A 25,948-nucleotide genomic window follows, 5' to 3' on the forward strand; every position below is an offset into this window, starting at 1 on the left:
TTCAGTTGCTGACCGCAGCGGTGCTCATGGCTGCCATCCATTGCGCGGCCGTGGCCTCGGGGTCTTCGGCCGCGACCAGCGCGCGCACCACGGCGACGGAGCCGACGCCGGTGGCCAGCACCTCGGGCAGCCGCACGGCATCGATGCCGCCGATGCCGACCTGCGGATAGCCGCGCAGCAGGCGTGCATAGGCGCCGAGCCGGGCCGCGCCCTGCGGCGCGGTGGCCATCTTCTTGAGCGTGGTCGGGTACACCGCGCCCATCGCGATGTAGCTCGGGCTCACCTTGTCGGCGCGCACCATCTCGGCATAGCCGTGCGTGCTGACGCCCAGCCGCAGGCCCGAAGCACGCAGTTGCGCCAGTTCGTCGGGCGAGAGCGCGTCCAGGTCTTCCTGGCCGAGGTGAATGCCGTAGGCGCCGGCCGCGATGGCGATCTGCCAGTGGTCGTTGATGAAGAGCAGCGCACCGGTGCCTTGCACCGCTTCAACGGCCGCCTGCACTTCGCGCTCGATGGCTGCGACATCGTCGGACTTGAAGCGCAGCTGCACTGTCGGTACTCCTGCACGCGCCATGCGGCCGACCCATTGCGCGTCGGGCAGCACGGCGTACAGGCCGAGCCGTTCGGGGCAGGTCGGAAATGCGTCGTCGCGCGCGGTGGGCGGAAACGGCCGCATGCCGAAGTCTTCGGGCGCGTCGGGCCACAGCGTGGCGTCGAAGTTGCTCAGACGTTGTGTCTGTGCGCGCCAGGCATGGGCCAGGCATTCGGCATCGATCTCGATGAAGCCGAGGGCCGTGCAGGCCTGCTTGGCGCCGCGGTAGACCGGATCGTCCGAAGAGAAGTTCGGTGCACTGATGGGCGCGGATGTGATGGCACCAAAGCGCAGCCCGTGGGCCGCGACAATGGCGTGCGCGATGGCGCGGGCGTCGTTCGCGGTGCTCATGGTGCGTGATGCCAGAAGGGCGTGCCGAGTACGGGCGTGCTCGGCTGGGCGGCGTCTTGCGCTGCCATGGCGCCGGCGCGATATGCGGTGCGGCCGGCCTGCACCGCATCGGCGAAAGCGCCCGCCATCGCGACCGGGTCTTGCGCCAGCGCAACGGCTGTGTTGAGCAGCACGCCGTCGTAGCCCCATTCCATCACCTGGCAAGCATGCGACGGCAGCCCCAGGCCCGCGTCGACCAGCATCGGCACCTTCAGCCGATCACGCAGCACCTGCAGCGCATAGGGGTTGACCGGCCCGCGGCCGGTGCCGATGGGTGCGGCCCATGGCATCACCGCCTGGCAGCCGACATCGACCAGTCGCTGGCACAGCACCAGGTCTTCGGTGCAATAGGGCAGCACCTTGAAGCCGTCGCGGATCAGCTGCGAGGCCGCATCGACGAGGTTCAGCGTGTCGGGCTGCAGCGTGTAGTCGTCGCCGATCAGCTCGAGCTTGATCCAAGGCGTGTCGAACAGCTCGCGCGCCATCTGCGCGGTGGCGATCACTTCCTGCACGCTGTGGCAGCCGGCGGTGTTGGGCAGCACCGGCACGTCGAGCTTGCGCAGCAACTCCCAGAAGCCGTTGCCGAGGTCGCTGTTGCCAGAGCCCTGGCTCGCCGTCTGGCGGCGCAGCGAGGCGGTCAACATCGCTGGCTTTGCGCGCTTCACCGCGGCTTCGAGCAAGTCGGGCGAGGGGTAGCGCGCAGTGCCGAGCAGCAGGCGGCTCTGGAAGGTTTCGCCGTAGAGCACCAGTGGGTCGTTCGTGGTCGTCATGTTCTTTGTCTCCATCATTCAGCCGCCCGTCACGGGGCGGATCACTTCGATGCGGTCGTCGGACTGCAGTGCGCGCGCGGCATACGCCGAGCGCGGCACGAACTCGCGGTTCACGGCCACCGCGAAAGGCGGCGTGGCGTTCAGTGCGGCCAGCGCGTCGGTGAGCGTGGCGTGGTCGGGCAGCACGAAAGGCTTGTCGTTGATCAGGATGTTCATGTGTCGGAGGTCTCCATGCCGAAGCTCCTTGCGAGGGCCGAGTGGCCGTGCGCGAGCAGCTCCATCGCGGCGTCGAGCAGCGCGGGCGCGATCATGAAACCGTGGCGGTACAGGCCGTTGATCTGCAGCACGCGCGGCTGCGGCTGGCGGATGGCGGGCAGGTTGTCGGGCAGCGTGGGGCGGCACTGCGTGGCGATCTCGACGATGCGCGCTTCGGCGAAGCCGCTGTGCACGGCATAGGCGGCGCTCAGCAGTTCGAGCGTTGAGCGCACGCTGGCGGGCGACATGTCGTCGGACTCGATCTCGGTCGCGCCGATCACGAACAGGTTGCCGGGCTTGGGCGCGATGTAGAGCGGGTAGCGCGGATGCACGAGGCGGGTGGGGCGCTGCAGGCTCACTTCGGGCGCATGGACGCGGATTACTTCGCCGCGCACGCCGCGCAGCGCGCTCCACTGGGGCTTGGCGCCGAGGCCGCGGCAGTCGATCACCCAGTCGGGCTGGCCTGTCGTGCCGGGTGAAAAATCAGACGGTGCGCGTGGCGATTGCCAGTGCAGCGTGACACGAGGGCTGGCCTGCAGCGTCGCGAGCAGCGAGGCCAACAGCGCACGGTTGTCGAGCTGGCCTTCGCCGGGCAGGAACAGGCCCTGCGCAAAGCGCTGGCCCAGTGAAGGTTCCAGCGCTGTAATGGCCGGGCCGTCGAGCGTCTGCATTGGCGCGAGTTCGGGCACCTGCGTGCCGGTGCTGGCGAGCACGCGTGCAAGCCGCGCGGCTTCGGCGCTATCCTGCCGGTGCCAGAGCACCAGCGTGCCGTCGCGCTGGAAAAAAACGGGCTGCGCCAGCAAGGCCAGCAGTTCGGGCCAGCGCGAGAGCGCGTGCTGCCCCATGCGCACGACCGACACCGGCGCCACGGCCGATTCGGCAAGCGGCGCAAGCATTGCCGCTGCCACGCGCGCGGCAGCGCCTTCGGCATCGGGACTGCCGGCTTCGAACAGATCGACCTTGCAGCCAGCCTGCGCGAGCGTCACCGCCAGCAGGCGGCCCATGAGGCCCGCGCCGAGGATGGCGGCCGATTGAAAAGGAAGGCTCACAGCCGTGCTCCTTCGCATTGCCGATACCGCCGATAATTTTCGGCATGACCCAAGGACCCACCCAGCGCTACGCACGCGTGCTTTCCATCGCCGGCTCCGACAGCGGCGGCGGCGCCGGCATCCAGGCCGATCTCAAGACCTTCGCGGCCCTCGGCTGCTACGGCATGACGGCCATCACCGCGCTCACTGCGCAGAACACGCTCGGCGTATCGGGCATCCACGGTGTGCCGCCCGATTTCCTCAAGGCGCAGATCCAGGCCGTGGTGGAGGACATCGGCGTCGATGCCGTCAAGCTCGGCATGCTGCATGCGCCCGAGATGGTCGAGGTGGTGGCCTGGGCCATCGACCGCTACCAGCTGAAGAACGTGGTGCTCGACCCCGTGATGGTCGCCACCAGCGGCGACCGCCTGATCGCCGCCGAGACGGTGCAGGTGCTGGTGCGCGAACTGTTCCCGCGCGCCGTGGTCGTCACGCCCAATCTCGACGAGGCGGCCTTGCTGATCGGCCATGCCATCGATGGCGTCGATGCGCTCGATGACGCGGCAAACGAGTTGCTCGCGCTCGGCGCGAAGGCCGTGCTGCTCAAGGGCGGCCATCTGCCGGGCGATGAGGTGGTCGACGTGCTGCTGCAATCCGGCGGTGAGCGCAGGCGCCTGGCTTCCAGGCGCATTGCCAGCCGCAACCTGCACGGCACGGGATGCACGCTGTCGTCCGCCATTGCCGCGCACCTTGCGTTGGGTGCGGCGCTGCCCGAGGCGGTCGAACGGGCGCGCACCTACATCCTCGGCGCGATGGCTGCCGGTGCGGATGTGAAGATCGGCGCGGGTCATGGCCCCCTCAACCACGGCTTTGCGCCAGTGCCGACGCACCGCCTGCCGTTGTCAGCTTCGGCCGGCTGAGCCAGGCCAGCACGAAGGTCGCCGCCAGCGTCGGCAGGGCGGAGCCGAACTGCGGCGCCCACTTGGCCAGCGCGTGATACGCCGCGATGCCCGCGATCCAGATCAGCGCCGCGCCGAAGTCGATCTGGCGCGTACCGGCCAGTGATACCGACTGGCCGCTGCCCAGCCGCCCGATGATCACGCCGTACAGCGGCACGAACACCGAGCTCAGAAGCAGCAGGAAGGGCTCCAGCGTGTGCATCGGCAGCACCAGCGCCAATGCGATGCACAGCGCGGCCAGCAGCAGGCCCCAGCGCTTCACGCTCCAGCGCGGCAGCAGGCTGTGCGTGGAGACCGAGCCTGAATAGACATCGCCGTACGCGTTGTCGAGTTCGTCGATCAGGATCAGGCCCAGCGCCACCAGTCCGCCTTGCGCCAGCAGCAGCGCGGTGACGAGGCTCACGCCGGGCTCGGCCACGCTCACCACCATCACGCCCAATGCGTAGCACCAGATGTTCGCCAGCGCATAGCCGATCCAGGTGCCGCTGAACGCGCTGCCCAGCCCTCCGGCATTACGTTTGCCATGTCGCGCGTAGTCGGCCACCAGCGGCAGCCAAGACACCGGCATCGCAATCACGAGGTCGAGCGCGCTGAACATGCCCATCGTGCCGTCGCCCGGGCGTGCCCAGAAGGCGTCCAGGCCCTTGGCCTGAAGCCGCGTCGCGAATTGCCATGTGAGCCAGATCAGCGACAGCACCACCAGCGGCAGGCCGAAGCGGCTCACGAAGCGCCGCACTAGCTTGACCATCGAGCCCGCGAGCAGCGCCAGCAGCACCGCGCCCCACAGCAGCGTGGTCAGCACGCCGCCCCAGGCAGTGCCCAGCGAGGGGCCGACCACCGACTGGCCGATGGCCTGCGTACCTTCCCGCATGATGACCAGCTCGAAGGTGGTCCAGCCCACCAGCTGAACGATGTTGAGCAGCACCGGCAGCCGCGCGAAGGCACTGCCGTAGGTGGCGTGCATCAGGCCGGCGCTCGCCAGGCCGCTCTCGCAGCCAAGTCGCGCGGTCCAGGCCAGCAGGCCGGCGCCGACGCAGGAGCCGAGCACGATGGCAATGACCGCATCGCGCGTACCCACGGCCGGCACCAGGTAGGCGCCGATCTGCATCACCAGCAGGCCCACGCCGAGGCTGAACCAGAGCGAAGCATGGTCGTGCCAGCCGAACACGCGCTGGGACGCGGGCAGCGGCGTCAGCGCCTCGTTCGAGACGGTCGCGTCGTTGTTGTCGTTTGCCATCCATTTGCTCCAGTGCAAAAGGTTTGGCAGGTGGGCGGGGCCCCAGTGGCGCGGCCATCACGCGAGAGAACGTGAGAGGCCACCGGACCAGCTTCCCTGCGCGAGGATTACCTCAATCAGGTTCAAAGGGACTTTCTCAGCCGGACGGCAAGCCGCCCAACACCCCTAGCAAGTACGCCGCGAGGAACCCACGGCGCGGGGCGGAGTTTATCCCCTGCGGGGAAGCCGCAACAGCATGCGTGCCTTTGCGAGGCAGGGAAAACCCGCAGAGCGTGCACAGGCCACGAGAGAATCGGCGTCCAAAGAAGAACTGCCAATCAAAGAAACGGGAGCGCGCGCCGATAAGCGAGCAGGAACAAGAAATGAAGAAGGACTTGCATGGCAGATAGGGATTTCGCTGGCACCGGCCTACGGCGCTTCAGGGTCGACGTAGGCACCATCATCTGCGCCGTCGCGCTGTTGCAGTCGCTGCTGCTGGTGGCATTCGGCTACTGGGCCGCTGAGAAGCTGGTGTCCAGGGTGGGCACGGCCTCGCACAAGATCAACCATGACAGGGTCGAGGACAATGTGCTCGCCTTCCTCGCCAAGACCGAGGGAGTCATCCGATCGATTGCCGACTCTCCCAGCGTGCACGCCACCGGCGAGGATGGCGAACAGACCGCCGAGATGCTCTGGACCATGCTCGAGCAGACCCCCGAGCTCGACAGCATCAACGTGGCCACCGACGACGGCCACGTCTTGATGGCTGTGCGCTACCCGACCCCGGCCATCCGGCAGGTGTTGCGCGGCCCCGACTTCAGCACCGAAACCTGGCAGTACAAGCGCTCGCCCGACGCCGAGGGCGGCGACGCGAAGCAGCGCTTTGCTACGACGGCCATCACGGCCTATCGCAGCGACTTCGACCCCGAGAAGCGCACCTGGTACCGGGAGGCCATGAAGGCGCATGGACCCGTGTGGACCCAGCCTTTCCTGATGAGCGACTCACAGGAGCTTGCAATCGGCCATTCATTGCCCAGCGCACGTGTCGACGACGAGGGGCACACACGCCAGCTCGTGATCGACGGCAACGTGTCGCTGGGGCATCTGTCGAAGCTCGTGCGCATCTTCGGCGCGCTGGGGGCCGGCGAGAGCGCCTTGCTGAGCGCCGACCATCACGTGATTGCGCGCAGCGACCACCCCGACCCGGTGCGCGAACTGGAGTCGCCAGACACCGGTGTGCTAGGCGCCTTGCATGCGCACATGCTTGCCGCGGGCAAGGCGGGTGGCGCCGACGACATGGCTTTTTCCATCGAGCATGAAGGGCGCAAATACCTCGTGCAGACGTCGCACATCCCGCACACCCGGTGGCAACTCGTCAGCTGGGAGCCCGAAGATCTGCTGCTCGGCGGCCTGCATCGCTCGGTGCTCTGGGCGCTGCTGCTGACGCTGAGCTTTCTCGGCATCGCGCTGTTCATCTCGCTGCGGCTGTCGAAGCTCGTGACCCAGCCGATCGAAAACCTCGCGCTTGTCGCGCGCCGCATCGGGCGGCTGGAGCTAGACAACCTGCCGCTCGAGCCGAGCCGGGTTCTGGAGATCCAGCATCTGAACCAGGCGCTGGACGAATCGGCGCGCAGCCTGCAGGCCTTTCGCAAGTTCGTGCCGGTGGACATCATCCGCCAGCTCGTCGCCGAGGGCCACGCGCTCGCGCCCAGCGGCTCGCCGCGCCGCATCACCGCGATGTTCACCGACGTGGAGGGCTTCACCACCATCTCCGAATCGATGGAAGCCGACGTGCTCGTGAGGCAGCTGACCGAGTACTTCAACCTGGCGGCCGGCATCTTTGCGCGGCATGGCGGCGTGGTCGACAAGTTCATGGGCGACGGCATCATGGTGCTGTGGGGCGCGCCGTCCGACCTGGAAGATGCGGAATACCGGGCCTGCGTCGCGGCGCTCGAACTGCATGCCGAAATGGACGTGCTCAACGGCAAGTGGCGGGGCGAAGGCCTGCACGAATTCCGCACGCGCGTAGGCATCCACACCGGCCACGTGATCGCGGGCGTGCTCGGGTCGAGCAACCGGCTGTCTTACACCGCCATCGGCGACGCGATCAATGCGGCAAGCCGCATCGAGGGCGCCAACAAGGAACTGGGCACGCGCACGCTGATCTCGCAGACGACATTCGAGGGACTGGGTGGGCGGCTCGCCACCCGTCGCATCGAGGAAACGACCGAGCTGCGCGGCAGGCAGGCGCGCATGGTGCTGTACGAGCTGTTTGGGCCTACGCAGCCCTGACCTTGCGCGCGAACGCCTCCAGCCCGTCGATGGTGATCTGGATGTGCCGCTCGAAGCTGCTGTCGAGCGGCACCGTCGTGCCGTTGTCCCAGCGCAGGATGAAGGCCTTGTTGGCCAACTGCGCCAGGTTGCGCGTGAGCACCGGGTGGTCGAGTGGGCGAATCGTGTGCACGCGCTCGCGCAGCTCCTCGGCCCAGGCCTGGGTGTTGTCCACGGGCAGGGGCGAGAACTCCATCGTCAGGAAGCCCAGCATCGCGGCGACCACGCAGTTGTAGGCCTCCAGCAGCGGCTCGCCCTCGAAGCCGGCTTCGGTCAGCGCCGCCAGCACGCCTTCGACCAGCTCGATCGGCAGGCTGCCGTTCGACACCAGCTGCGCGCCCAGCAGCTGCGCCACGTTCGGGTGGCGCCGCACCGCGGTGCGGCAGCGGCGGAACAGTTCGGTGATCCATGCCTGCCATTCGAGCTTGCCGGGCGGCGGCGTGACTTCGGCCATGACGGTGGCGGCCACTTCGGCCAGCAGTGCCTCGCGGGTGCTCACGTGCCAGTGCACCGTGGCCGGATAGACATCGAGCCGCGCCGCGACCTCGCGCATGCTGAAGGCGCCCAGGCCGAATTCGTCGATCTGCGCCAGTGCGACTTCGGCGATGCGTTGTTTCGTCAGGCCGCCACCGCCGGCGGGGCGGCCGGCCGTACGGGGCTTGGGAGGCGATTTCTTCGTCATGGTTGCGGCCATTGTGCGGCAGCCGGGTTGACTGTATAAACAATATTAATTGAGCACTGACCAATAAACTGCGCCGCAAACGACGATCGCATCACCACCCGAAGGACATCCGCCATGACCCATGCCGCCATCGACCAGGCTCTTGCCGGCGCATACCAGCGCTTCACCGAGAGCAACCCCGCCAGCCGCCATCAGTTCGAGGAGCAGGCGCGCTACATGCCTGGCGCCAACAGCCGTTCGGTGCTGTTCTACGCGCCGTTTCCGCTGACCATTGCCAAGGGAGAGGGGGCTGCGCTGTGGGATGCCGACGGCCACCGCTATGCCGACTTCATCGCCGAGTACACGGCCGGCGTCTACGGCCACACCGCACCCGAGATCCGTGAAGCCGTCACCGAGGCGATGCAAAGCGGCATCAACCTCACGGGCCACAACCTGCTCGAAGGCCGGCTGGCAAGGCTTATCTGCGAGCGTTTTCCGCAGATCGAGCAGTTGCGCTTCACCAACTCGGGCACCGAGGCGAACCTGATGGCGCTGACTGCCGCGCTGCACTTCACGGGGCGTCGCAAGATCGTGGTGTTTGCGGGCGGCTACCACGGTGGCGTGCTGGGTTTCGGCGCAAAGCCGCTGCCGACGACTGTGCCGTTCGATTTCCTGGTGCTGCCCTACAACGATGCGCAGACGGCGCGCGAGCAGATCGAAAGGCACGGCGCCGGGATCGCCGCAGTTCTGGTCGAGCCGATGCAGGGCGCGAGTGGCTGCATTCCGGGGAGCCTCGACTTCCTGGAGGCGCTGCGCGAATCGGCCACGCGCGTCGGTGCGTTGCTGGTTTTCGACGAGGTGATGACCTCCCGCCTGGCGCCGCACGGGCTGGCAAACAAGCTGGGCATCCGCTCGGACCTCACCACGCTGGGCAAGTACATCGGCGGTGGTATGTCTTTCGGCGCTTTCGGCGGGCGTGCCGACGTGATGGCGCTGTTCGACCCGCGCACCGGGTCGCTGGCCCACTCGGGCACCTTCAACAACAACGTGCTGACGATGGCCGCCGGTTATGCAGGCCTCACCAAGCTGTTCACGCCCGAGGCGGCCGGCGCGCTGGCGGAGCGGGGCGAGGCGATGCGGGCGAGGCTCAATGCGCTGTGCGTGAAAGAGGGCGTTGCGATGCAGTTCACCGGGCTGGGCTCGCTGATGAACGCGCATTTCGTGGGCGGCGAGGTGCGCAGCGTCGACGATCTGGCACCAGTCGATGGCCGCCTGCGCCAGCTGCTTTTTTTCCACCTGCTGAGCGAGGGCATCTACACCTCGCCGCGCGGCTTCGTCGTGCTGTCGCTGCCATTGGCGGATGCGGATATCGACCGCTACGTCGCCGCCATCTGCAGCTTCATCGGCGAATACCGGGCGCTGCTGCCCGGCGCGCGTTAACGGGAGCCGGAAACGCCCAGCAGCTCGTGCAGACGCGTGCTGGTGGTCGTGTACTGCAGCGGCACGGCCTTGCCTGGGAACACGATGGCCGTGGCGCCCCAGGCGGCCAGCGTGGCCTCGTGGAAGCCGCAGACGATGAGCTTCTTCTTGCCCGGGTAGGTGTTGATGTCGCCCACCGCAAATACGCCACGCTCGCGGGTTTCGTATTTCTCGGTGTCGACAGGCACCTGTTTGCGCTCCAACTCCAGGCCCCAGTCGGCGATGGGGCCGAGGCGCGGCGAGATGCCCAGGCAGGCGATCAGCGCGTCGAGCTGCAGATCGACCGTGGTGGCGTCAGGCGTGGTGATCTGCAGTTGCTTGCCGTCGAAGGCAGTGGGCTGGCCGACCTTGAAGGCCAGCTTGCCCGCGGCCACGAGGGCGCGCATAGCTGAGATGTTGGCCTCGTCAGCCTGGAAGCCGTCGCGCCTGTGCACCAGCGTGACCTGCTTGGCTGTGGCCGTGAGCGCAATGGCGGTTTCGAGCGCGATGTCGTCGCCGCCATTCACCACCACTGTCTGCCCGGCGAAACGGTCCAGCGAATCGGGGTGATAGAAGAGCGAGCTGCCTTCGAACTGCGCAATGCCTTCGACGGCAATGCGCTTGGGCACGAAGGCCCCGACGCCGGCCGCGATGAACACCGTCTTCGCCAGGAAGGCGGTGCCGACCGAAGTCGTCAGCAGCAACCGGTCGTCAGCCTGGCGCTCCAGCGTGGCAACCTGCTCGCCGAAATGAAACTGCGGCTTGAACGGCGCCACCTGCTGCAACAGCGACTGCGCCAGACCGCGCCCGCTGGTCACCGGCGTGCCGGGAATGTCGTAGATCGGCTTGTCGCCATACAGCGCCACGCACTGGCCGCCCGCGGCGGGCAGTGCATCGACGATATGACAGGAGATTTCGAGCAGGCCCAGCTGGAAGGCCTGGAACAGCCCCACGGGGCCGGCACCGACGATCAGGGCGTCGGTTTCGATGGGGGTAGCCAAGGTGCTCAGCGCACCAGCTCCCCGATCTTGTCCGTCTTGTCTTTCCACTCTTCGGCGTCAGGCAGGGCGGGCTTGCGCTTGGTGATGCTCTTCCAGCCGTCGGCCAGGGCCAGCTCGGCGTTGATCTTGATGAAGGCGATCTGGTTGGCCGGCAGGTCTTCCTCGGCGTAGATCGCGTTGACCGGGCATTCGGGGATGCAGACCGCGCAGTCGATGCATTCGTCCGGGTCGATCACCAACATGTTGGGACCTTCGCGGAAGCAGTCGACGGGGCAAACGTCCACGCAGTCGGTGTATTTGCAACGGATGCAGGCTTCGGAGACGACGTGAGTCATTTGTCTTTTAACGTCAGTGTGAGATCGGGGGAAACCCGAGATTTTAGGCCTTTGCGGCGGCGGGCTGCACAAGCACGGCAGCGGCGGTCTTGTGGGAGGCGGTATCGACCAGCACCAGGGAGCCCAAAGCACGCGATTGCGTGAAGGGAAGCACGGCCAGCGGCTGCTGCAATGCCAGCACCACGTCGCCGATGGCATTGGCTTCCAGCTGCGTTGCCGGCTCCGATTCGAGCGTCGTGATGTTCACGCGATCGACGATGCGCGCCACCTTGGCCTTGACCCAGCGGTGGCCCTGCAGCGCCCAGTACACGCGGCCCGCGACCAGCGGCTCGTCGTCGAGCCAGGCCACGGTGGCGGTGATCTCGCGCACCGGCTCGAAGGCGCCGGGCGCCAGCAGCCAGTCGCCGCGCGACACATCGACCTCGCGGTCGAGCACGATGCCGGCGCTGTGGCCTGCATGCACCGCCTTCGGCTGGCGCGTGTGACTCAGCACCTGCGCGACCGTGGCGGTCTGGTTGCTCGGCAGCACGGTCACGCGCTGGCCGGGTTCCACGTGGCCCGAGGCGACGCGGCCCCAGAACACGCGGCGGCCCTGCGAGGTGTCGGCGGAAGAAGAGAACTTCTCGACCCACTGCACCGGGAATGCGAAGGGCACGGCCTCGTCCTGCGCCGTGACGGGCAGCTCCTCGAGCAGCTCGAGCAGGCTCGGGCCTTCGTAGCCGACCCAGTCGGCATGGCGCGTGGCCACGTTCCAGCCCTTGAGCGCCGAGATCGGAACGATGCCCGCAACCTGCACGCCGGCCGCTTCTGCAAAGGCGTGCAGCGCTGTCGAGATGCGTTCGAATGCCAGTCCGGCGTCGTCGATGGCGTCGAGCTTGTTCACCGCGAACACGATCGACTGCACGCGCAGCAGATGGCACAGCAGCGTGTGGCGGCGCGTCTGCGGGAGCAGCTCGCGCTTGACCACGGTGCCGTCTTCGACCTCGGCGGCCCAGGCCAGCTTGGTTGCGTCGACCAGCACCACGGCAGCGTCGGCGGCCGAAGCGGCCGTGACCATGTTGCGCGTGTACTGCTCGTGGCCCGGCGCGTCGCCGATGATGAACTTGCGCTTGGCGGTCGAGAAGTAGCGGTAGGCCACGTCGATCGTGATGCCCTGTTCGCGCTCGGCCGAGAGACCGTCGGTCAGCAGGGCGAGGTCGGTTTCGCCGCCGCGTTGCACGCCGGCGAGCTGGTCTTGCAGCACGGTCTTGCTGTCGACCAGCAGGCGGCCGATGAGCGTGCTCTTGCCGTCGTCGACCGAGCCGCAGGTGATGAAGCGCAGCGCGGTGCCGGTGTCGCCGTGGACGTTGGTGTTCACAGGGGTAGCAGTCGTCGTCGCGCTCATCAGAAGTAACCGTCTTTCTTGCGTTTTTCCATGGATGCTTCGGACGTCATGTCGTCCATGCGCGTGGCGCCGCGTTCGCTGACGTCGACCGACAGCGTCTCCAGCACCACGTCGCCCGCGTCGGCCGCGAGGCTCTCGACCGGGCAGGTGGTCGTGATGTCGCCTACGGTGCGAAAGCGCACGTCGCGCACCTGTACCGTTTCGCCGTCGCGCGGCGGGGTGAGCTCGGTCACCGGCACCAGCAGGCCGCGGCGCTCGACCACCTCGCGTTTGTGCGTGTAGTAGATGGACGGCAGGCCGACATGCTCGCGCTCGATGTATTGCCACACGTCGAGTTCGGTCCAGTTCGAGATCGGGAACACGCGGAAGTGCTCGCCCGGCGCAAGGCGGGTGTTGAACAGCGTCCACAGCTCGGGGCGCTGGTCCTTGGGCTGCCATTGGCCGAAGCTGTCGCGGTGCGAAAAGATGCGTTCCTTGGCGCGGGCCTTTTCCTCGTCGCGGCGGGCGCCGCCGATCAGCGCGTCGAAGCGGAATTCTTCGATCGCTTCGAGCAGCGTCACCGACTGATGCGCGTTGCGCGACTCGCCCGGATGGGCCAGGCGCACCGTGCCGCGCTTCATCGAATCTTCGACGCTGCGCACGATCAGCTCGGCGCCCAGTTCCTTCGCGCGCTGGTCACGATAGGCCGTCACTTCAGGGAAGTTGTGGCCGGTGTCGATCATCAGCAGCGGGTAGGGAATGCGGCCCACGCCGAAGGCCTTTTCCGCGCACTTCAGCAGCACCAGCGAATCCTTGCCGCCCGAGAACAGCAGGGTGGGGCGCTCGAAGGCGGCCGCGACCTCGCGCAGGATGAAGATGGTTTCTTCTTCCAGCGCATCGAGGTGCGTGTTGGAGAGGTGCGCTGGTGAGAGCAGCAGTTCGGTTTCGGTACGGGCGTTCATCGGATGGGGTGCTGGATGCAGAGGATCGGTGAGCCGTTGGCTCTCAGTGCGCGAGATGCAATCCGCACTCGCGGTTGTCTTCGCCCTTGGTCGGGTCCACGTAGTCGAAGTTGTTCGGCAGGCCGTGTTTCACACAGTACTCGTGAAGATCCTTGGACGACCAGTGCAGCAGCGGCGCGACCTTGATCAGGCCGTCCGGATTGACGCTGACCGGTTCCATCTGCGCGCGCACGGCCGTGTCGGTGGCCCGAAGTGCGGTGAACCAGACCTTCGGTGCCGTCTCGCGCAGCGCGCGGGCAAAGGGCTCCAGCTTCACTTCTTCCGTGAACGCGGCATGGCGCGGATCGTCGAGCGCCGGGGTCGGGCCCTCGACCGCTTCGCGATGCGCACGCGAGCGGCGCGGCAGGTAGATGTGCAGGTCCAGGCCCAGTTGCTTCGTCACCTCGTCGGCAAAGCGGTAGGTGGCCTCGGTGTTGTAGCCGTTGTCCATCCAGACCACGGGAACATCGCGCTTTGCGCGCGTGACCATGTGCAGGATCACGGCCTCGAAAGGGCGGAAGTTGGTGGTGATGATCGCGGGCTGGCCCAGGCCGATCGCCCAGTCCACCAGGCCCTCGGCGTTGCGGCCGAGTTCGGTGTTGATGCGTGCGAAGTCGATGTCCGTGGCGATGCTCATGTCGAAGGTTCCCATCCGCTCTCAGTTGCCGGCCGCGAAGTGCGGCGCGGTCTGCACCGCGTCGCCCTGGTAGAAGGCGGCAAAGCGGTCGAACTGGCGCTGCGCGTCGGAGGCGTCAACGCCTTCCTTGAGCACGGCGCTGGAGAAGCCGGTGCGTTCCATCTGCACCAGCTGGTCGATCAGTACGTCGCCCGTGGCGCGGATGTCGCCCTGGAAGCCCAGGCGGCGGCGCAGCAGGAAGGCCTGGCTGTAGGCGCGGCCATCGGTGAACTTCGGAAAGTTCAGGTCGATGCGCTCGATGTCGGCCAGGCACACCTCGATGGCGAGCGGGTCGGCATCGTTGGCGAGCTGCAGCACCTTCGGATCGCCGTCGTCGATGTGTTCTTCTGCCGAGAGGATGTTGAGTTTCTTGTTCATGCTGCTTCCTCCACCTTGAAGCGTGCACCGTTGGCGGCGGCCTTGAACGGGTCCGGGCCTACGCGGCGCAGCGTGTCGATGAAGTTCTCGCCGCTTTCGCGGGTGTCGCGGTAGGTGGTGAGCACGGCCTCGATCACGCCCGGCACTTCCGCCGCCGAGAACGAGGGGCCGACAGCCTTGCCGGCCTGCGGCGTGCCGCTGAGCTCGGAGCCGTCGGAGCCGCCGAGGGTGACCTGGTACCACTCCTTGCCGTCCTTGTCGACGCCCAGGATGCCGATGTGGCCGCTGTGGTGGTGGCCGCACGAGTTGATGCAGCCGCTGATGTGCAGGTCGATCTCGCCCAGGTCGTCGAGCTCGTCGAGGTCTTGATAACGCTCGGTGATGGCTTCGGCGATGGGAATGGAGCGCGCATTGGCCAGCGCGCAGAAGTCGCCGCCGGGGCAGGCGATCATGTCCGTCAGCAGGTGCACGTTGGCGCTGGCGAGGCCGGCGGCGCGGGCGGCGAGCCACAGCGCGTGCAGGTCTTCGGCATGCACCCAAGGCAGCACCACGTTCTGGTCGTGCGTCACGCGGGCTTCGCCGGCCGAGAAGCGGTCGGCCAGTTGCGCGAGCGTGTCGAGCTGGTCGGCCGATGCGTCGCCGGGCGCCTGCTTCAGGCGCTTGAACGACAGCGTGACGGCACGCAGCGCGGGGTTCTTGTGCGGCGCCACGTTGCGGGCGAGCCAGCGGGCGAACTGCACGTCGTCGGCGGCGTGGGCGCGCAGCTCGGCGTCGGTCTTCTCGGCGCTTTGCAGCACGCGGGTGGCGAGCGTCGGCGGCACGAAGGAGGCGGCCACGCGGTCGTACTCTTCCTGCGTGATGGTGTGCGGCGCACCGTCATGCTCGAGGATCTGCTTGTACTCGGCGTCGACGTCGTCGATGTAGCGCTGGCCTTCGGCCTTCACCAGAATCTTGATGCGCGCCTTGTAGATGTTGTCGCGGCGGCCATAGCGGTTGTAGACCCGGATCACCGCTTCGAGGTAATTCATGATCTGCTGCCACGGCAGGAACTCGCGCAGCACAGTGCCGATGATGGGGGTGCGGCCCATGCCGCCGCCCACCTGCACGCGAAAGCCGATTTCGCCGGCTTCGTTCTTCACCACGTGCAGGCCCACGTCGTGCCAGCCGGTGGCGGCGCGGTCTTCAGTGGCGCCGGTAATGGCAATCTTGAACTTGCGCGGCAAGAACGCGAACTCGGGGTGCAGCGTGCTCCACTGGCGCATGATTTCCGCGAACGGGCGCGGATCGGCGATTTCGTCGACGGCGATGCCGGCGCGCTCATCGCTTGTGATGTTGCGGATGCAATTGCCACTGGTCTGAATGCCGTGCATGTCGACCGAAGCCAGCAGGTCCATCACGTCGGCCGACTTGGCGAGCGGAATCCAGTTGTACTGGACGTTCTGGCGCGTCGAGAAATGGGCGTAGTGGGTCGGGAGCTTGTGGCTGCCAAGCAGGCCCTGCGTCTCGATGGCCTTCTTGTAGACCTCGGCTTCGGGCTCGTCATATTCGCGGGCGATGCGGGCCAGCACGCGGATCTGGCGGCTCGAGAGCTCGCCGTAAGGCACGGCCACGCGCAGCATCGGCGCGTAGCGCTGCACGTACCAGCCGTTTTGCAGCCGCAGGGGGCGGAACTCGTCTTCGGCGAGCTTGCCCTTTTGCCAGCGTTCCAGCTGGTCGCGGAATTGGGCAGCCCGCTGGTGGACGAACTGGCGATCGAATTCTGTGTATTGGTACATCGTGCGTGCGTATGTCTTGAAGTGCGGTGCGTCCAGCGCCCCAGCAAGAAGCCGAGATTCTGAAAGCCGGCCTTATGGAAACAAACTATTTTTTGGTTCGCGCTTTATGCGGATAAGCTTATTCGCCAGCATCCATGCGGGTTGCGGGACGGTTTGATGCTTATTCCGGATAAGGCGAGATGGCCGGAAAAGAGTTACCGGACCCGGGAATTCTAGGAACCGGACAAGGCCCGGATGGGCGAGCGGGTTCCTGGCCGCGCGGCCATCCGCTTCGCCATACAGGCCTGAAGAGGGGCTGGCGCCTCAGCGCAGCATCGAAGACATTGCGGAACAGCAGTTCAGCATGCGCACCGCCGCTTCCACCGTATCGGCGGTGAAGCGCAGCGTGACGCCGTCGACGCGCTCGAAGGCCGGCCACTGGCAGAACAGGTCGGCCAGCGCGGTTGACTGGGTGCGCAGCGTCACGGTCTGCGGCCCCTTGAAAACGAGCGGTTTCGCGTTCGAACGCGCGGCCAGCGCTTCTTCCACCCCCGCACGAATCGCCCGGCGCGACTGCTCGGGCGACAGCGAAATGCCGCTGGTGCAGCCCGTCGCCTTCTTGGTCTCGACGAAGGTCGCGTGCGGAAAGAGCGGGCGGTTCTCGGCGATGAACACGTCGTCGCCGCTGCCCATCACCACGGGCGCGCCGTATTCGCCGGCCAGCGCGCCATAGAGCCCGGCCTCGCCCAGTTCCTGCCCGCCGAGCGAGATGCCGGCAAACGCAAAGCTGTTGATCGTGTGCGCCAGGATGCCGCGCCCCTGCGCGCGCGAGTGGTAGCCGACCATGCAGACGGCGTCCACGCCTTCTTCCACGCCCGCCACCATGCTCAGGTAGCGCGGCTTGCCCTGCACGACGCGGGCGCGCGCATCGAGCACATCGGGCGGCATGTTGCGAAAGCCGCCGTGCGAGTCGTTCACCAACACCTCGGTGGCGCCTGCGTCGAAGGCGCCGGCAATCGCTGCGTTGGCTTCCTGCGTCATCAGCAGGCGCGCGCGCTCGAACTCGGGGTTGCCCGGGCGCACCTGCTCGGAGTGATAGACGCCGGCGACGCCTTCGATGTCTGTGGAGATCAGGACTTTCATGGAGCGGCTCGCAGTCAGGCGTGGGTTGAAAGAAGGGCGGAGGCGGGCAGCACGTCGCCCAGTGCGGCGCGGTGGTTGCCGTCGCGCCCGGTGACGGGCGTTGCGCGCCACAGGGCATGGATGATCGCCTGCTCGGTGCTGTCTGCCGCGGCCTGGAACAGCCCGTCGAGCAGCCCGTCGTGCAGCATCGCTACGGCCGGCATCGGCCGCTCGACGCGGTCGGGCACGGTGTAGGCGGTGGAAAAGGCCAGCACGATGTCGCCGCTGCCATGCCCGAAGACCGAGCCCGTGCGGGCCAGTCCGGCGCCCGCGCGCAGCGCCAGGCGGCGCAACTGTCGAGCGTCGAGCGGCGCGTCAGTGGCGACGATGATGATGATCGAACCCTTCTCGGCCTCGTCCACCGCCGGCAGGCTGCGCGCGGCCTGAAGCTTCGCCAGCCGGTCGCCCACCGAATGCCCGGCCAGCACCAGTTGCGGCTGGCGTCCGTAGTTCGCCAGCACCAGCGCGCCTACGGTATGGCAGCCGCCTTCGCGCGCCGACACCCGCCGTGATGCGCTACCGATGCCACCTTTGAGCTGGAAGCTCGACATGCCACGCCCCGCGCCGACCGAGCCCTGCGCAAAGTCGACGCCGGCATCAGCCAGCGCCTGCAGGTAGTCGGCCTCGGTCACGGCCATGCGCTGGATGTCGTTGAGAAAACCATCGTTGCACTCGAACACCAGCGGGTTGACCGTGGGCAGCGTGCGTCCGCTCTCGGGGTTGTCGGCCACGCAGTGGCGGATCTGCGCCGTGGCCACGGTGCCGACCGAAAACGTGTTGGTCAGCGCAATCGGCGTTTCGAGCACGCCGAGCTCGGCCACCTGCACCAGGCCGACGCTCTTGCCGAAGCCGTTGAGCACCACGGCAGCCGCGGGCACCTTGTCGCGAAACGGGTCGCCGGCGTGAGGGCGAATCACCGTCACGCCCGTCTGCACGGGGCCATCGCTGAGCGTCTGGTGGCCTACGGTGACGCCCGCGACGTCGGTGATGGCGTTGCGTTCGCCCTGGAGCAGGTTGCCGATGAAGGGGAGAGGGGCTTGCTGCTTGCTGGAAGACATGAAGAAGAACGGAAATTACTGGCGGTCGATCTTCGGATCGAGCGCGTCGCGCAGTGCATCGCCCAGCAGGTTGAAGGCGAGCACGGTGAAGAAGATTGCCAGGCTGGGGAACAGCGCCACGTGCGGCGAGGTCACCATGTCGGCGCGGGCTTCACTGAGCATCGCGCCCCATTCGGGCGTGGGCGGCTGCGCGCCCATGCCCAGGAAGGACAGGCTGGCGGCCGTGATGATCGAGGTGCCCACGCGCATCGAGAAATACACCACGATCGATGAAATGGTGCCCGGCAGGATGTGCCGCACGATGATGGTCCAGTCTGAAGCGCCGATGCTGCGCTCGGCCTCGATGTAGGTCTGCTGCTTCAGCACCAGCGTGTTGCCGCGCACGAGCCGCGCAAACGCCGGCACGCTGAACACCGACACAGCCACCACCACGTTGGTCATGCTGCTGCCCAGGATGGCGACCACGCCCAGCGCCAGCAGGATGCCGGGAAAGGCGAACAGCACGTCCGAGACGCGCATCACGATGCGGTCCCACCAGCCTTCGTAGTAGCCCGCCAGCAGGCCGAAGGCCGTGCCCACGAAGCCGCCCACCAGCACCGAGAGAAAGCCCGCCATCAGCGAGATGCGCGCACCCATCAGGATGCGGCTGAAGATGTCGCGGCCCAGCGGGTCGACGCCGAACCAGTGCGTGGCCGAAGGCCCCGTGTTCAGCATGTCGTAGTCGAAGAAGTTCTCCGCATCGAAGGGCACGATCCACGGCGCGAACACCGCGACGAACACCAGCAGCAGCACGAAGAGCGCGGCGACGATGCCCACCGGCTGCTTCTTGAAGCGGCGCCAGCATTCGCCCCAGGGCGTGCGGACCTTGCCCGCGATCTGGACGGCCGCGACGGGTGTCGTTGGAATGAGGGTTTCGGCAGGCACGCCGGAAGCTTGCGTCATGGCTGCTTGCTCACTTGTAGCGAATGGTCGGGTTGATGTAGCCATAGAGCACATCCACCACCAGGTTGATCAGAATGAATTCGAGCGAGAACAGCAGCACCAGCGTCTGGATGACGGGGTAGTCGCGCATCTGCACGGCATCGACCAGCAGGCGGCCGAGGCCGGGCCAGTTGAACACCGCCTCCACGAGGATGGAGCCGCCCAGCAGGAAGCCGAACTGCAGGCCCATCATGGTGACCACCGGAATCAGCGCGTTGCGCAGCGTGTGCTTGAACACCACGCTGGATTCGCGCACGCCCTTGGCGCGCGCGGTGCGCACGAAGTCTTCCTGGATCACCTCGACGAACGAGGCCCGCGTGAAGCGCGCCATCACGGCCGCCACGGCCGCGCCCAGCGTGATCGAGGGCAGGATGTAGTGTTTCCAGCTGCTGGCCCCCACCGTGGGCAGCCAGCCGAGCTGGACCGAGAAGATCTGCATCAGCAGCATGCCGAGTGCAAATGCGGGAAAAGAGATGCCCGATACGGCGAGCGTCATGCCCAGCCGGTCCGGCCATTTGTTGCGGTACACGGCCGAAACAATGCCGATACCCATGCCGAAGATCACCGCCCACACCATGCTGGTGATGGTCAGCATCACCGTCGGGAAGAAGCGCTCGCCGATTTCCACCGACACCGGCCGCCGTGTGCGAATGGAAGTGCCGAAGTCGCCTTGCAGCATGTGGGTGAAGAAGCTCACGAACTGCTGCGGCAGCGGCTTGTCGAGCCCGAGCTCCGCGCGAACCATGGCCACGGTCTGCTCGTCGGCCTCCTGGCCGGCGGCAAGTCGCGCCGGGTCGCCGGGCAGCATGTGGACGAACAGGAACACCAGCACCGCCACGATGAGCAGCGTGGGGATCAGGCCCAACAGTCGTTTGAGAAAGTAATTCAGCATGGGGTGCAGGCGGTCAACCCCTCACCCTGGCGGGTGAGGGGGCGAGGCTTAGTTCGCTACGGAGATTGCGTCGATGTTGATGTTGCCGTCAGGCATCACGAACACGCCGGAGAGGCGCTTGGCATGCGCCGACAGGTTCTGCTCCGTGACCATCGGCACGCGCGGCAGGTCCTTGCGGATCTCGTCCTGTGCGGTCTTGTAGAGCGCGGTCCGTTCCTTTTCGTCGACCGTCACCAGCGCCTTGGCCAGCGCGTTGTCCACCACCTCGCTCTTGTAGAACGACATGTTGTTCAGCTTGGGCGCCCAGGCTTCCGAGGCGAACAGCGGGCGCAGGCCCCAGTCGGCTTCACCGGTCGACGAAGACCAGCCCGTGTAGTACATGCGAACCTTCGCCGTCTTCGGATCGGGCCATGCATCCACCTGCTCGGTGCGCTGGCCCACTTCGAGCGCCTGCACCTGCAGCTTGATGCCGATCTGCGCGAGCTGCTGCTGCACGAACTGGATCGTCTTCTGGCTGGTCGTGTTGTTGTAGGCGCTCCACAGCACCGACTCGAAGCCGTCGGGGTAGCCGGCTTCCTTCATCAGCTCCTTGGCCTTCTTCAGGTCGTAGGGAATGGGAGCCATCTTCTCGGCGTACTTCACGCCCTGCGGCACGATGCCCTGCGCGGGGAAGGCGTAGCCGCCGAACGCGACCTTGGCCAGCGCTTCCTTGTTGATGGCGTAGCCGATGGCTTCGCGCACCTTGGCGTTGTCGTAGGGCTTCTGCAGCATGTTGAATGCCAGGAAGCGCGTGATGATCGACGGCGTGGCCACCACTTCGAGCTTGTCGCTCTTTTTCAGCAGGTCGGCCTGCTCATAGGGAATGGGATACGCGAAGTCGGCTTCGCCGGTCTGCAGCATCGCGGCGCGCGTGTTGTTCTCGAGCACAGGCTTCCACGAGACCGTGTCGATCTTCGGGTAGCCCTTCTTCCAGTAGCCGTCGAACTTCTTGGCCTTGACGGCTTCGGTCTGCTTCCACTCGACGAATTCGAAGGGGCCCGTGCCCACGGGGTGGAAGGCGATGTCCTTGTTGCCCCACTTCTTCAGAGCGGTGGGCGAAATCATGGCGGCCGAGGCGTGGGCCAGCGAGTTGATGAAGGGGCCGAAGGGCTCCTTCAGCGTGATGCGCACGGTCGTCGGGTTCAGCGCCTCGACCTTACCCACGCGGTTGAACTGGTTGTAGCGCAGCAGCTTGTTGTCCTGGTTCAGCACGCGGTCGAGCGTGAACTTCACGGCCTCGGCGTTGAAGTCGGTGCCGTCGTGGAACTTCACGCCGGTGCGCAGCTTGATGGTGTAGACCAGGCCGTCCTTCGACACGTCGTAGCTCTCGGCGAGCACGTTCTGCACCTTCAGGTCCTTGTCGAACTGGAACAGGCCCTCATAGAAGGTCTTGGTCACTGCCGTGGTGATGGTGGTGTTGGTGTTGTACGGGTCCAGCGTTTCCGGCTGGTAGCCGATCGAGAGCACCACGTCTTTCGCGGCCAGTGCCGTGCCCGAAGCGGCCAGCGCGGCCAGGCCCAGCAGTGCGGATGCCCATCGCAGGGAGGAAGAAGATTGCGTCATGGAAGAACTCCAGTCGGTTCGTGGAAAAAAGCAGGAGGGCCTGCGGGTTGAAAAAATAGGTTGATCGATCGGAAAGGATCAGAAGGCGCCGCCGATGGCGTGCCGTGCAACGAAATGCCCGGGCGCGACCTGCACCAGCGGCGGCACGTCGGGCTCGTCGCCCACCGCGCGGATGGGGCTGGGAATCTCGCCTTCGAGCAGCGCGCGCGGCTTGTGACGGCGCGACGGGTCGGCCACCGGCACTGCCGCCATCAGCTTGCGGGTGTAGGCGTGCTGCGGGGCTTCGAACACCGCGCGGCGTGGGCCGATCTCTACGATCTGGCCCAGGTACATCACGGCCACGCGGTGGCTGATGCGCTCGACCACTGCCATGTCGTGCGAGATGAACAAGAAGGCCACGCCCAGCTCGCGTTGCAGGTCGAGCATCAGGTTGACGATCTGCGCCTGAATGGACACGTCGAGCGCCGACACCGATTCATCGGCCACCACAACCTTCGGGTTGAGCGCCAGTGCACGCGCAATGGCAATGCGCTGCCGCTGGCCGCCCGAGAACTCGTGCGGATAGCGCTGCGCCACCTCGGGCGGCAGGCCGACCTTCTGCAGCAGCCAGTCAACGCGCTGCTGCGCCTCGGCGCCCTTGGCGATGTTGTGGATGAGCAGCGGCTCCATGATCGAGAAGCCCACCGTCACGCGCGGATCGAGCGAGGCGAACGGATCCTGAAAGATGAACTGGATGTTCCGGCGCAGCGCCTGCAGCTCGCGCGTGGGCAGCTCGCGGATGTTCTTGCCGCCGAACTCGATGGCGCCGCTCTGGCTTTCGACCAGGCGCAGCAGCGAGCGGCCGGTAGTCGACTTGCCGCAGCCCGATTCGCCGACCAGCGCCAGCGTTTCGCCGGGGTACAGGTCGAAGCTGATCTTTTCCACCGCATGCACGCGGCGCTTCACGCGACCGAAGAGGCCGCTGCGCACGTCGAAGCGCGTGACGAGGTCGCGCACGCGAAGAATGGGGCCGGTGTCCTGGCGCACCGTGTCTTGCTGCGTGGGCGCTTCGACGGGCTGGGCATCGGCGTTGGCCTCGGTGCGCAGCAATTCGAACTTGGCCGGCAGGTCGGTGCCCTGCATCGCGCCGAGCTTGGGCACGGCCGACAGCAGCGCCTTGGTGTATGGGTGCTGCGGTGCCGCGAACACGGTGTCGGAGCTGCCTGCTTCGACCTTGTCGCCGCGGTACATCACGAGCACGCGGTCGGCAATCTCGGCGACCACGCCCATGTCGTGCGTGATGAAGAGCACGCCCATGTGCATCTCTTTCTGCAGCTCGCGGATGAGCTGGAGGATTTGCGCCTGGATGGTCACGTCGAGCGCGGTGGTTGGCTCGTCGGCAATCAGCAGCTGAGGCTTGCACGACAGCGCCATAGCGATCATCACCCGCTGGCGCATGCCGCCCGAGAGTTGATGCGGAAAGCGGTCGAGCACGTTGCGCGCTTCAGGAATGCGCACCAGCTCCAGCATGCGCAGCGCTTCGGCGCGCGCGGCCGAGTCGCTCTTGCCCTGGTGGATTCGGATGGCCTCGGAGATCTGCTCGCCGGCCGTGAACACCGGGTTCAGCGATGTCATCGGCTCCTGGAAGATCATCGCGATGTCCGCGCCGCGGATGTTGCGCATTGCGCTGTCGCGTGCCTGCGCGAGGTCGAGCACTTCGCCGTTGCGGCGGCGGAACGCCATGCTCCCGCCGAGGATGCGGCCACCGCCGTGCTCCACGAGCCGCATCAGCGCGAGCGAGGTCACCGACTTGCCCGAACCCGATTCGCCCACCACCGCAAGCGTTTCGCCATGGTCGACGTGGAAGGACAGCTTCTTCACGGCATCGACCGTGCGCTCGGAAGTCGAGAAGCGAACGGTGAGGTCGTCGACGGCGAGAACGCGGCCGTCCGGCAGGGCGAGGGCAGGGGTGGACATGGGAGTGCGAAGAAAAATGGGGCGTGCGGCGATGCGTTGTCAGGCGAAGATGGCCGTATGGGGCGCTTCGTCGCCGCGCGCGTGGCCGCGGTACATGCCTTCGGTGTTGAAGGCGAGGCTCAGATTGCCGTGGCGGTCGACGGCGATCAGCCCACCGGTGCCGCCGATGGCCGGCAGCGACTGCTGCACCACCGCGTGCGTGGCGGCTTCGAGCGTGGCGCCGCCGTAGGCCATGCGGGCGCACACGTCGTACGCAGCCGCCACGCGGATGAACATCTCACCGCTGCCGGTGCACGACACGGCGGCCGTGCGGTCGTCGGCATAGGTGCCGGCGCCGATCAGCGGCGAATCGCCGACGCGGCCGACGCGCTTGTTGGTCATACCGCCGGTGGAGGTGGCTGCGGCCAGGTGGCCGTGCATGTCGAGCGCCACCGCGCCGACGGTGCCGAACTTCTTGTCTTCGTCGAGCGGCGGCGTTGCTGCCGCCATCGACGCGCCTTCGTGGTCGACCACCACGCGGCCGGTGTCGCGCACGCGGTAGAGCTGCTGGCGGCGCGCCTCGGTGGAGAAGAACGAGGGCTCGACCATCTCCAGCCCGCGTTCGCGTGCAAAGGACTCGGCGCCCGCGCCGGCCAGCAGCACGTGCGCGCCGTCTTCGAGCACGGCGCGCGCGGCGCGCACCGGACGGCGGACGTGGCACACGCCGGCAATTGCGCCAGCGGCGAGCGTGGCGCCGTCCATCACGGCGGCGTCGAGCTCATGGGTTTCGTCGTGCGTGAACACTGCGCCGTGGCCGGCGTTGAAGAGCGGGCAGTCTTCGAGCATCTCGACTGCGAGGCAGGCGGCGTCGAGCGCGGATGCGCCCTTGAGCAGCGCGGCCTGCGCGGCAGCCACGATGTTTTTCAGCGCGTCGTGATAGGCCTGCGCCTGTTCGGCGCTGGTAGTGGCGGCGCTGATGGTGCCGGCGCCGCCGTGGATGGCGATCACGGGCACATGGGGCGCTTGGGATGAGGTCATCGGGAAGCTTTCTTCTTTTTCTTGCCGGCGCCATTGAGGGCGGCGGCATCTGGTGTGTCTTGCAGGCGAGCGTTGGTATCGAGGCCGTTGATGCGCGGCAGGCCGTTGGCACCGTGCAGCCAGGGCCGCACTGCCTGCAGGATGCGGCCGGCCGACTGCACGGGGTCGGGCGCGCGCAGCGACACCGCGCTGGTCAGCGCCTCGATCAGCGCGAGCACGCTGGTCTCGCAGTTCGGGCGGTAGCTGGTTTCGGTCTGGCAATAGAGCGCCACGTCGGCCAGCGGTGCCAGCGGCGAGCTGGGGCGGTCGGTCAGCGCGATCACCGAGCAGCCCTGGCTGCGCGCGATCTGCGCGAGCGAAATGGTGTCCGTCAGGTAGCGCGGAAAGGTCAGGCCGATGAACACGTCCTGCGGACCCGCGTGCATCAGCGTGCGCGCGGCATGGGTGACACCGCTTACGCCCGAGAGCAGGCGCACGTCGTTGCAGCTGCCGTCCAGCCCGTGCTGCAGCAGGCCGGCGAGCCATGCGCTGGCGCCGAAGCCGCCGATGTAGATCGAGCGCGCCTTGCCGATGCGCTCCACCGCGGCTTCGCAGGCGGCGTAGTCCAGCGTCTGGCGCGTGGCTTCGATGTTGCGGCGGCTCTCGTCGAGCGCGGTGGCGAACACCTCGGACACGGTGCTCGGGCGCTCCAGGTTGCCTCGCATGCGTTCCACCGGCGCCACCAGCGGCTCGAAGCCGCGCACCAGTTCCGCACGGAAGGTGGCGTAGCCATCGAACTCCAGCGCGCGCGCAAAGCGGTTGGCCGTGGCGACCGACACACCCACCGCGGCGGCGAGCTCGTCGATGGGCAGCGTGGCGACCTGCAGCGGGTGCTCCAGCACGTAGTCGGCCACCTGCCGGTGCGAGCGCGACAGCCGCGGCAGCGCCTGCGCAATGCGCTGGGCCACGGTGGTGCCTGGGGTGTCGACGAGGATGCTCATGAAGGGTGCAACGTGCCCGAAAGTGTGCGTTTTTTGAAAATCAGTTTACAAATATAAGTCAGATAAGAAAATTTTCTGTCATTTTTGATCGAGTTTGCAAGTAACGGGCCAGGGG

The 25,948-nt window shown here is 66.9% G+C and carries 24 protein-coding genes and 1 riboswitch; of the genes, 3 read left to right on the forward strand and 21 right to left on the reverse strand.

What is annotated here, in order from left to right:
- Nucleotide 1 precedes the first annotated feature (1 nt).
- The 4 genes from ACTG4X_RS16315 to ACTG4X_RS16330 are packed head-to-tail and all read right to left on the reverse strand — an operon-like array spanning nt 2 to nt 3,053.
- The gene (locus ACTG4X_RS16315) at nt 2-940 is read right to left on the reverse strand and encodes a thiamine phosphate synthase (RefSeq protein ID WP_440534291.1); all 939 of its coding nucleotides are present in this window, start codon (nt 938-940) and stop codon (nt 2-4) included.
- Nucleotides 937-1,749, reverse strand: coding sequence for a thiazole synthase (locus ACTG4X_RS16320; protein ID WP_440534292.1), 813 nt, complete (start codon nt 1,747-1,749; stop codon nt 937-939). Before ACTG4X_RS16320 ends, ACTG4X_RS16315 begins: the two co-directional genes overlap by 4 nt.
- Before the next feature lie 18 nt (nt 1,750-1,767).
- Nucleotides 1,768-1,965, reverse strand: a complete 198-nt coding sequence (gene thiS / locus ACTG4X_RS16325) for a sulfur carrier protein ThiS (RefSeq protein WP_093074833.1) — start codon at nt 1,963-1,965, stop codon at nt 1,768-1,770.
- Complete coding sequence (locus tag ACTG4X_RS16330; protein WP_440534293.1) at nt 1,962-3,053, reverse strand: FAD-dependent oxidoreductase; 1,092 nt, start codon at nt 3,051-3,053, stop codon at nt 1,962-1,964. Before ACTG4X_RS16330 ends, thiS begins: the two co-directional genes overlap by 4 nt.
- Before the next feature lie 44 nt (nt 3,054-3,097).
- Here ACTG4X_RS16330 and thiD point away from each other — a divergent pair, with 44 nt between their 5' ends.
- Nucleotides 3,098-3,952, forward strand: coding sequence for a bifunctional hydroxymethylpyrimidine kinase/phosphomethylpyrimidine kinase (thiD, locus tag ACTG4X_RS16335; RefSeq protein WP_440534294.1), 855 nt, complete (start codon nt 3,098-3,100; stop codon nt 3,950-3,952).
- Here thiD and ACTG4X_RS16340 read toward each other — a convergent pair.
- On the reverse strand, nt 3,891-5,228 hold the full coding sequence (locus tag ACTG4X_RS16340; protein ID WP_440534295.1) for a purine-cytosine permease family protein: 1,338 nt from the start codon (nt 5,226-5,228) through the stop codon (nt 3,891-3,893). The genes thiD and ACTG4X_RS16340 overlap by 62 nt on opposite strands.
- A 76-nt stretch (nt 5,229-5,304) precedes the next feature.
- Nucleotides 5,305-5,405: riboswitch (TPP riboswitch) on the reverse strand.
- Between the two features lie 201 nt (nt 5,406-5,606).
- On the opposite strand from ACTG4X_RS16340, the gene ACTG4X_RS16345 reads away from it, so the two are divergent.
- On the forward strand, nt 5,607-7,499 hold the full coding sequence (locus ACTG4X_RS16345) for an adenylate/guanylate cyclase domain-containing protein (protein ID WP_440534296.1): 1,893 nt from the start codon (nt 5,607-5,609) through the stop codon (nt 7,497-7,499).
- Here ACTG4X_RS16345 and ACTG4X_RS16350 read toward each other — a convergent pair.
- Nucleotides 7,486-8,220 carry a TetR/AcrR family transcriptional regulator gene (locus ACTG4X_RS16350; protein WP_440534297.1) on the reverse strand — a complete coding sequence of 245 codons (735 nt, stop codon included), beginning with the start codon at nt 8,218-8,220 and terminating at the stop codon, nt 7,486-7,488. The two genes, ACTG4X_RS16345 and ACTG4X_RS16350, sit on opposite strands and share 14 nt — an antisense overlap.
- A 114-nt stretch (nt 8,221-8,334) precedes the next feature.
- On the opposite strand from ACTG4X_RS16350, the gene ACTG4X_RS16355 reads away from it, so the two are divergent.
- Nucleotides 8,335-9,639, forward strand: coding sequence for an aspartate aminotransferase family protein (locus ACTG4X_RS16355; protein WP_440534298.1), 1,305 nt, complete (start codon nt 8,335-8,337; stop codon nt 9,637-9,639).
- On the opposite strand, the gene ACTG4X_RS16360 is transcribed toward ACTG4X_RS16355, so the two are convergent.
- From ACTG4X_RS16360 to ACTG4X_RS16430, 15 genes are all read right to left on the reverse strand, one after another.
- Nucleotides 9,636-10,706 carry an NAD(P)/FAD-dependent oxidoreductase gene (locus tag ACTG4X_RS16360; protein WP_440534299.1) on the reverse strand — a complete coding sequence of 357 codons (1,071 nt, stop codon included), beginning with the start codon at nt 10,704-10,706 and terminating at the stop codon, nt 9,636-9,638. The genes ACTG4X_RS16355 and ACTG4X_RS16360 overlap by 4 nt on opposite strands.
- Nucleotides 10,664-10,993 (reverse strand): ferredoxin FdxA, encoded by a 330-nt coding sequence (gene fdxA, locus ACTG4X_RS16365; protein WP_056599092.1) that lies wholly within the window; start codon nt 10,991-10,993, stop codon nt 10,664-10,666. The genes ACTG4X_RS16360 and fdxA overlap by 43 nt, the downstream gene beginning before the upstream one ends.
- 43 nt (nt 10,994-11,036) lie before the next feature.
- Nucleotides 11,037-12,377: a sulfate adenylyltransferase subunit 1 gene (locus ACTG4X_RS16370; RefSeq protein WP_440534300.1), complete on the reverse strand. Its 1,341-nt coding sequence runs from the start codon at nt 12,375-12,377 to the stop codon at nt 11,037-11,039.
- Entirely contained in the window at nt 12,377-13,318 is a 942-nt protein-coding gene (cysD, locus tag ACTG4X_RS16375) for a sulfate adenylyltransferase subunit CysD (protein WP_093054501.1), read from the reverse strand. Before cysD ends, ACTG4X_RS16370 begins: the two co-directional genes overlap by 1 nt.
- Before the next feature lie 43 nt (nt 13,319-13,361).
- A complete protein-coding gene (locus ACTG4X_RS16380; RefSeq protein ID WP_440534301.1) occupies nt 13,362-13,994 on the reverse strand; it encodes a phosphoadenosine phosphosulfate reductase domain-containing protein in 633 nt (210 codons plus the stop codon).
- Between the two features lie 21 nt (nt 13,995-14,015).
- Entirely contained in the window at nt 14,016-14,411 is a 396-nt protein-coding gene (locus ACTG4X_RS16385; protein ID WP_093054503.1) for a DUF934 domain-containing protein, read from the reverse strand.
- Nucleotides 14,408-16,186, reverse strand: coding sequence for a nitrite/sulfite reductase (locus ACTG4X_RS16390; protein WP_354336039.1), 1,779 nt, complete (start codon nt 16,184-16,186; stop codon nt 14,408-14,410). The genes ACTG4X_RS16385 and ACTG4X_RS16390 overlap by 4 nt, the downstream gene beginning before the upstream one ends.
- Nucleotides 16,187-16,489: 303 nt before the next feature.
- Nucleotides 16,490-17,308 carry a M55 family metallopeptidase gene (locus tag ACTG4X_RS16395; protein ID WP_093174011.1) on the reverse strand — a complete coding sequence of 273 codons (819 nt, stop codon included), beginning with the start codon at nt 17,306-17,308 and terminating at the stop codon, nt 16,490-16,492.
- A gap of 14 nt (nt 17,309-17,322) precedes the next feature.
- Nucleotides 17,323-18,405 (reverse strand): P1 family peptidase, encoded by a 1,083-nt coding sequence (locus ACTG4X_RS16400; RefSeq protein WP_354336042.1) that lies wholly within the window; start codon nt 18,403-18,405, stop codon nt 17,323-17,325.
- 15 nt (nt 18,406-18,420) lie between these two features.
- The gene (gene gsiD / locus ACTG4X_RS16405) at nt 18,421-19,347 is read right to left on the reverse strand and encodes a glutathione ABC transporter permease GsiD (protein ID WP_093054511.1); all 927 of its coding nucleotides are present in this window, start codon (nt 19,345-19,347) and stop codon (nt 18,421-18,423) included.
- Nucleotides 19,348-19,357: 10 nt separating this feature from the next.
- Entirely contained in the window at nt 19,358-20,278 is a 921-nt protein-coding gene (gene gsiC, locus ACTG4X_RS16410; protein ID WP_093054513.1) for a glutathione ABC transporter permease GsiC, read from the reverse strand.
- Between the two features lie 48 nt (nt 20,279-20,326).
- A complete protein-coding gene (gene gsiB / locus ACTG4X_RS16415) occupies nt 20,327-21,880 on the reverse strand; it encodes a glutathione ABC transporter substrate-binding protein GsiB (RefSeq protein ID WP_093054515.1) in 1,554 nt (517 codons plus the stop codon).
- 78 nt (nt 21,881-21,958) lie between these two features.
- Nucleotides 21,959-23,836 (reverse strand): dipeptide ABC transporter ATP-binding protein, encoded by a 1,878-nt coding sequence (locus tag ACTG4X_RS16420; RefSeq protein WP_440534302.1) that lies wholly within the window; start codon nt 23,834-23,836, stop codon nt 21,959-21,961.
- 39 nt (nt 23,837-23,875) lie between these two features.
- Nucleotides 23,876-24,853, reverse strand: a complete 978-nt coding sequence (locus ACTG4X_RS16425; protein ID WP_440534303.1) for an isoaspartyl peptidase/L-asparaginase family protein — start codon at nt 24,851-24,853, stop codon at nt 23,876-23,878.
- Nucleotides 24,850-25,833 carry a MurR/RpiR family transcriptional regulator gene (locus tag ACTG4X_RS16430; protein WP_440534304.1) on the reverse strand — a complete coding sequence of 328 codons (984 nt, stop codon included), beginning with the start codon at nt 25,831-25,833 and terminating at the stop codon, nt 24,850-24,852. Before ACTG4X_RS16430 ends, ACTG4X_RS16425 begins: the two co-directional genes overlap by 4 nt.
- Between the last annotated feature and the right edge of the window lie 115 nt (nt 25,834-25,948).

This window comes from Variovorax sp. YR566, assembly GCF_051992195.1.
Lineage (GTDB): Bacteria > Pseudomonadota > Gammaproteobacteria > Burkholderiales > Burkholderiaceae_C > Variovorax.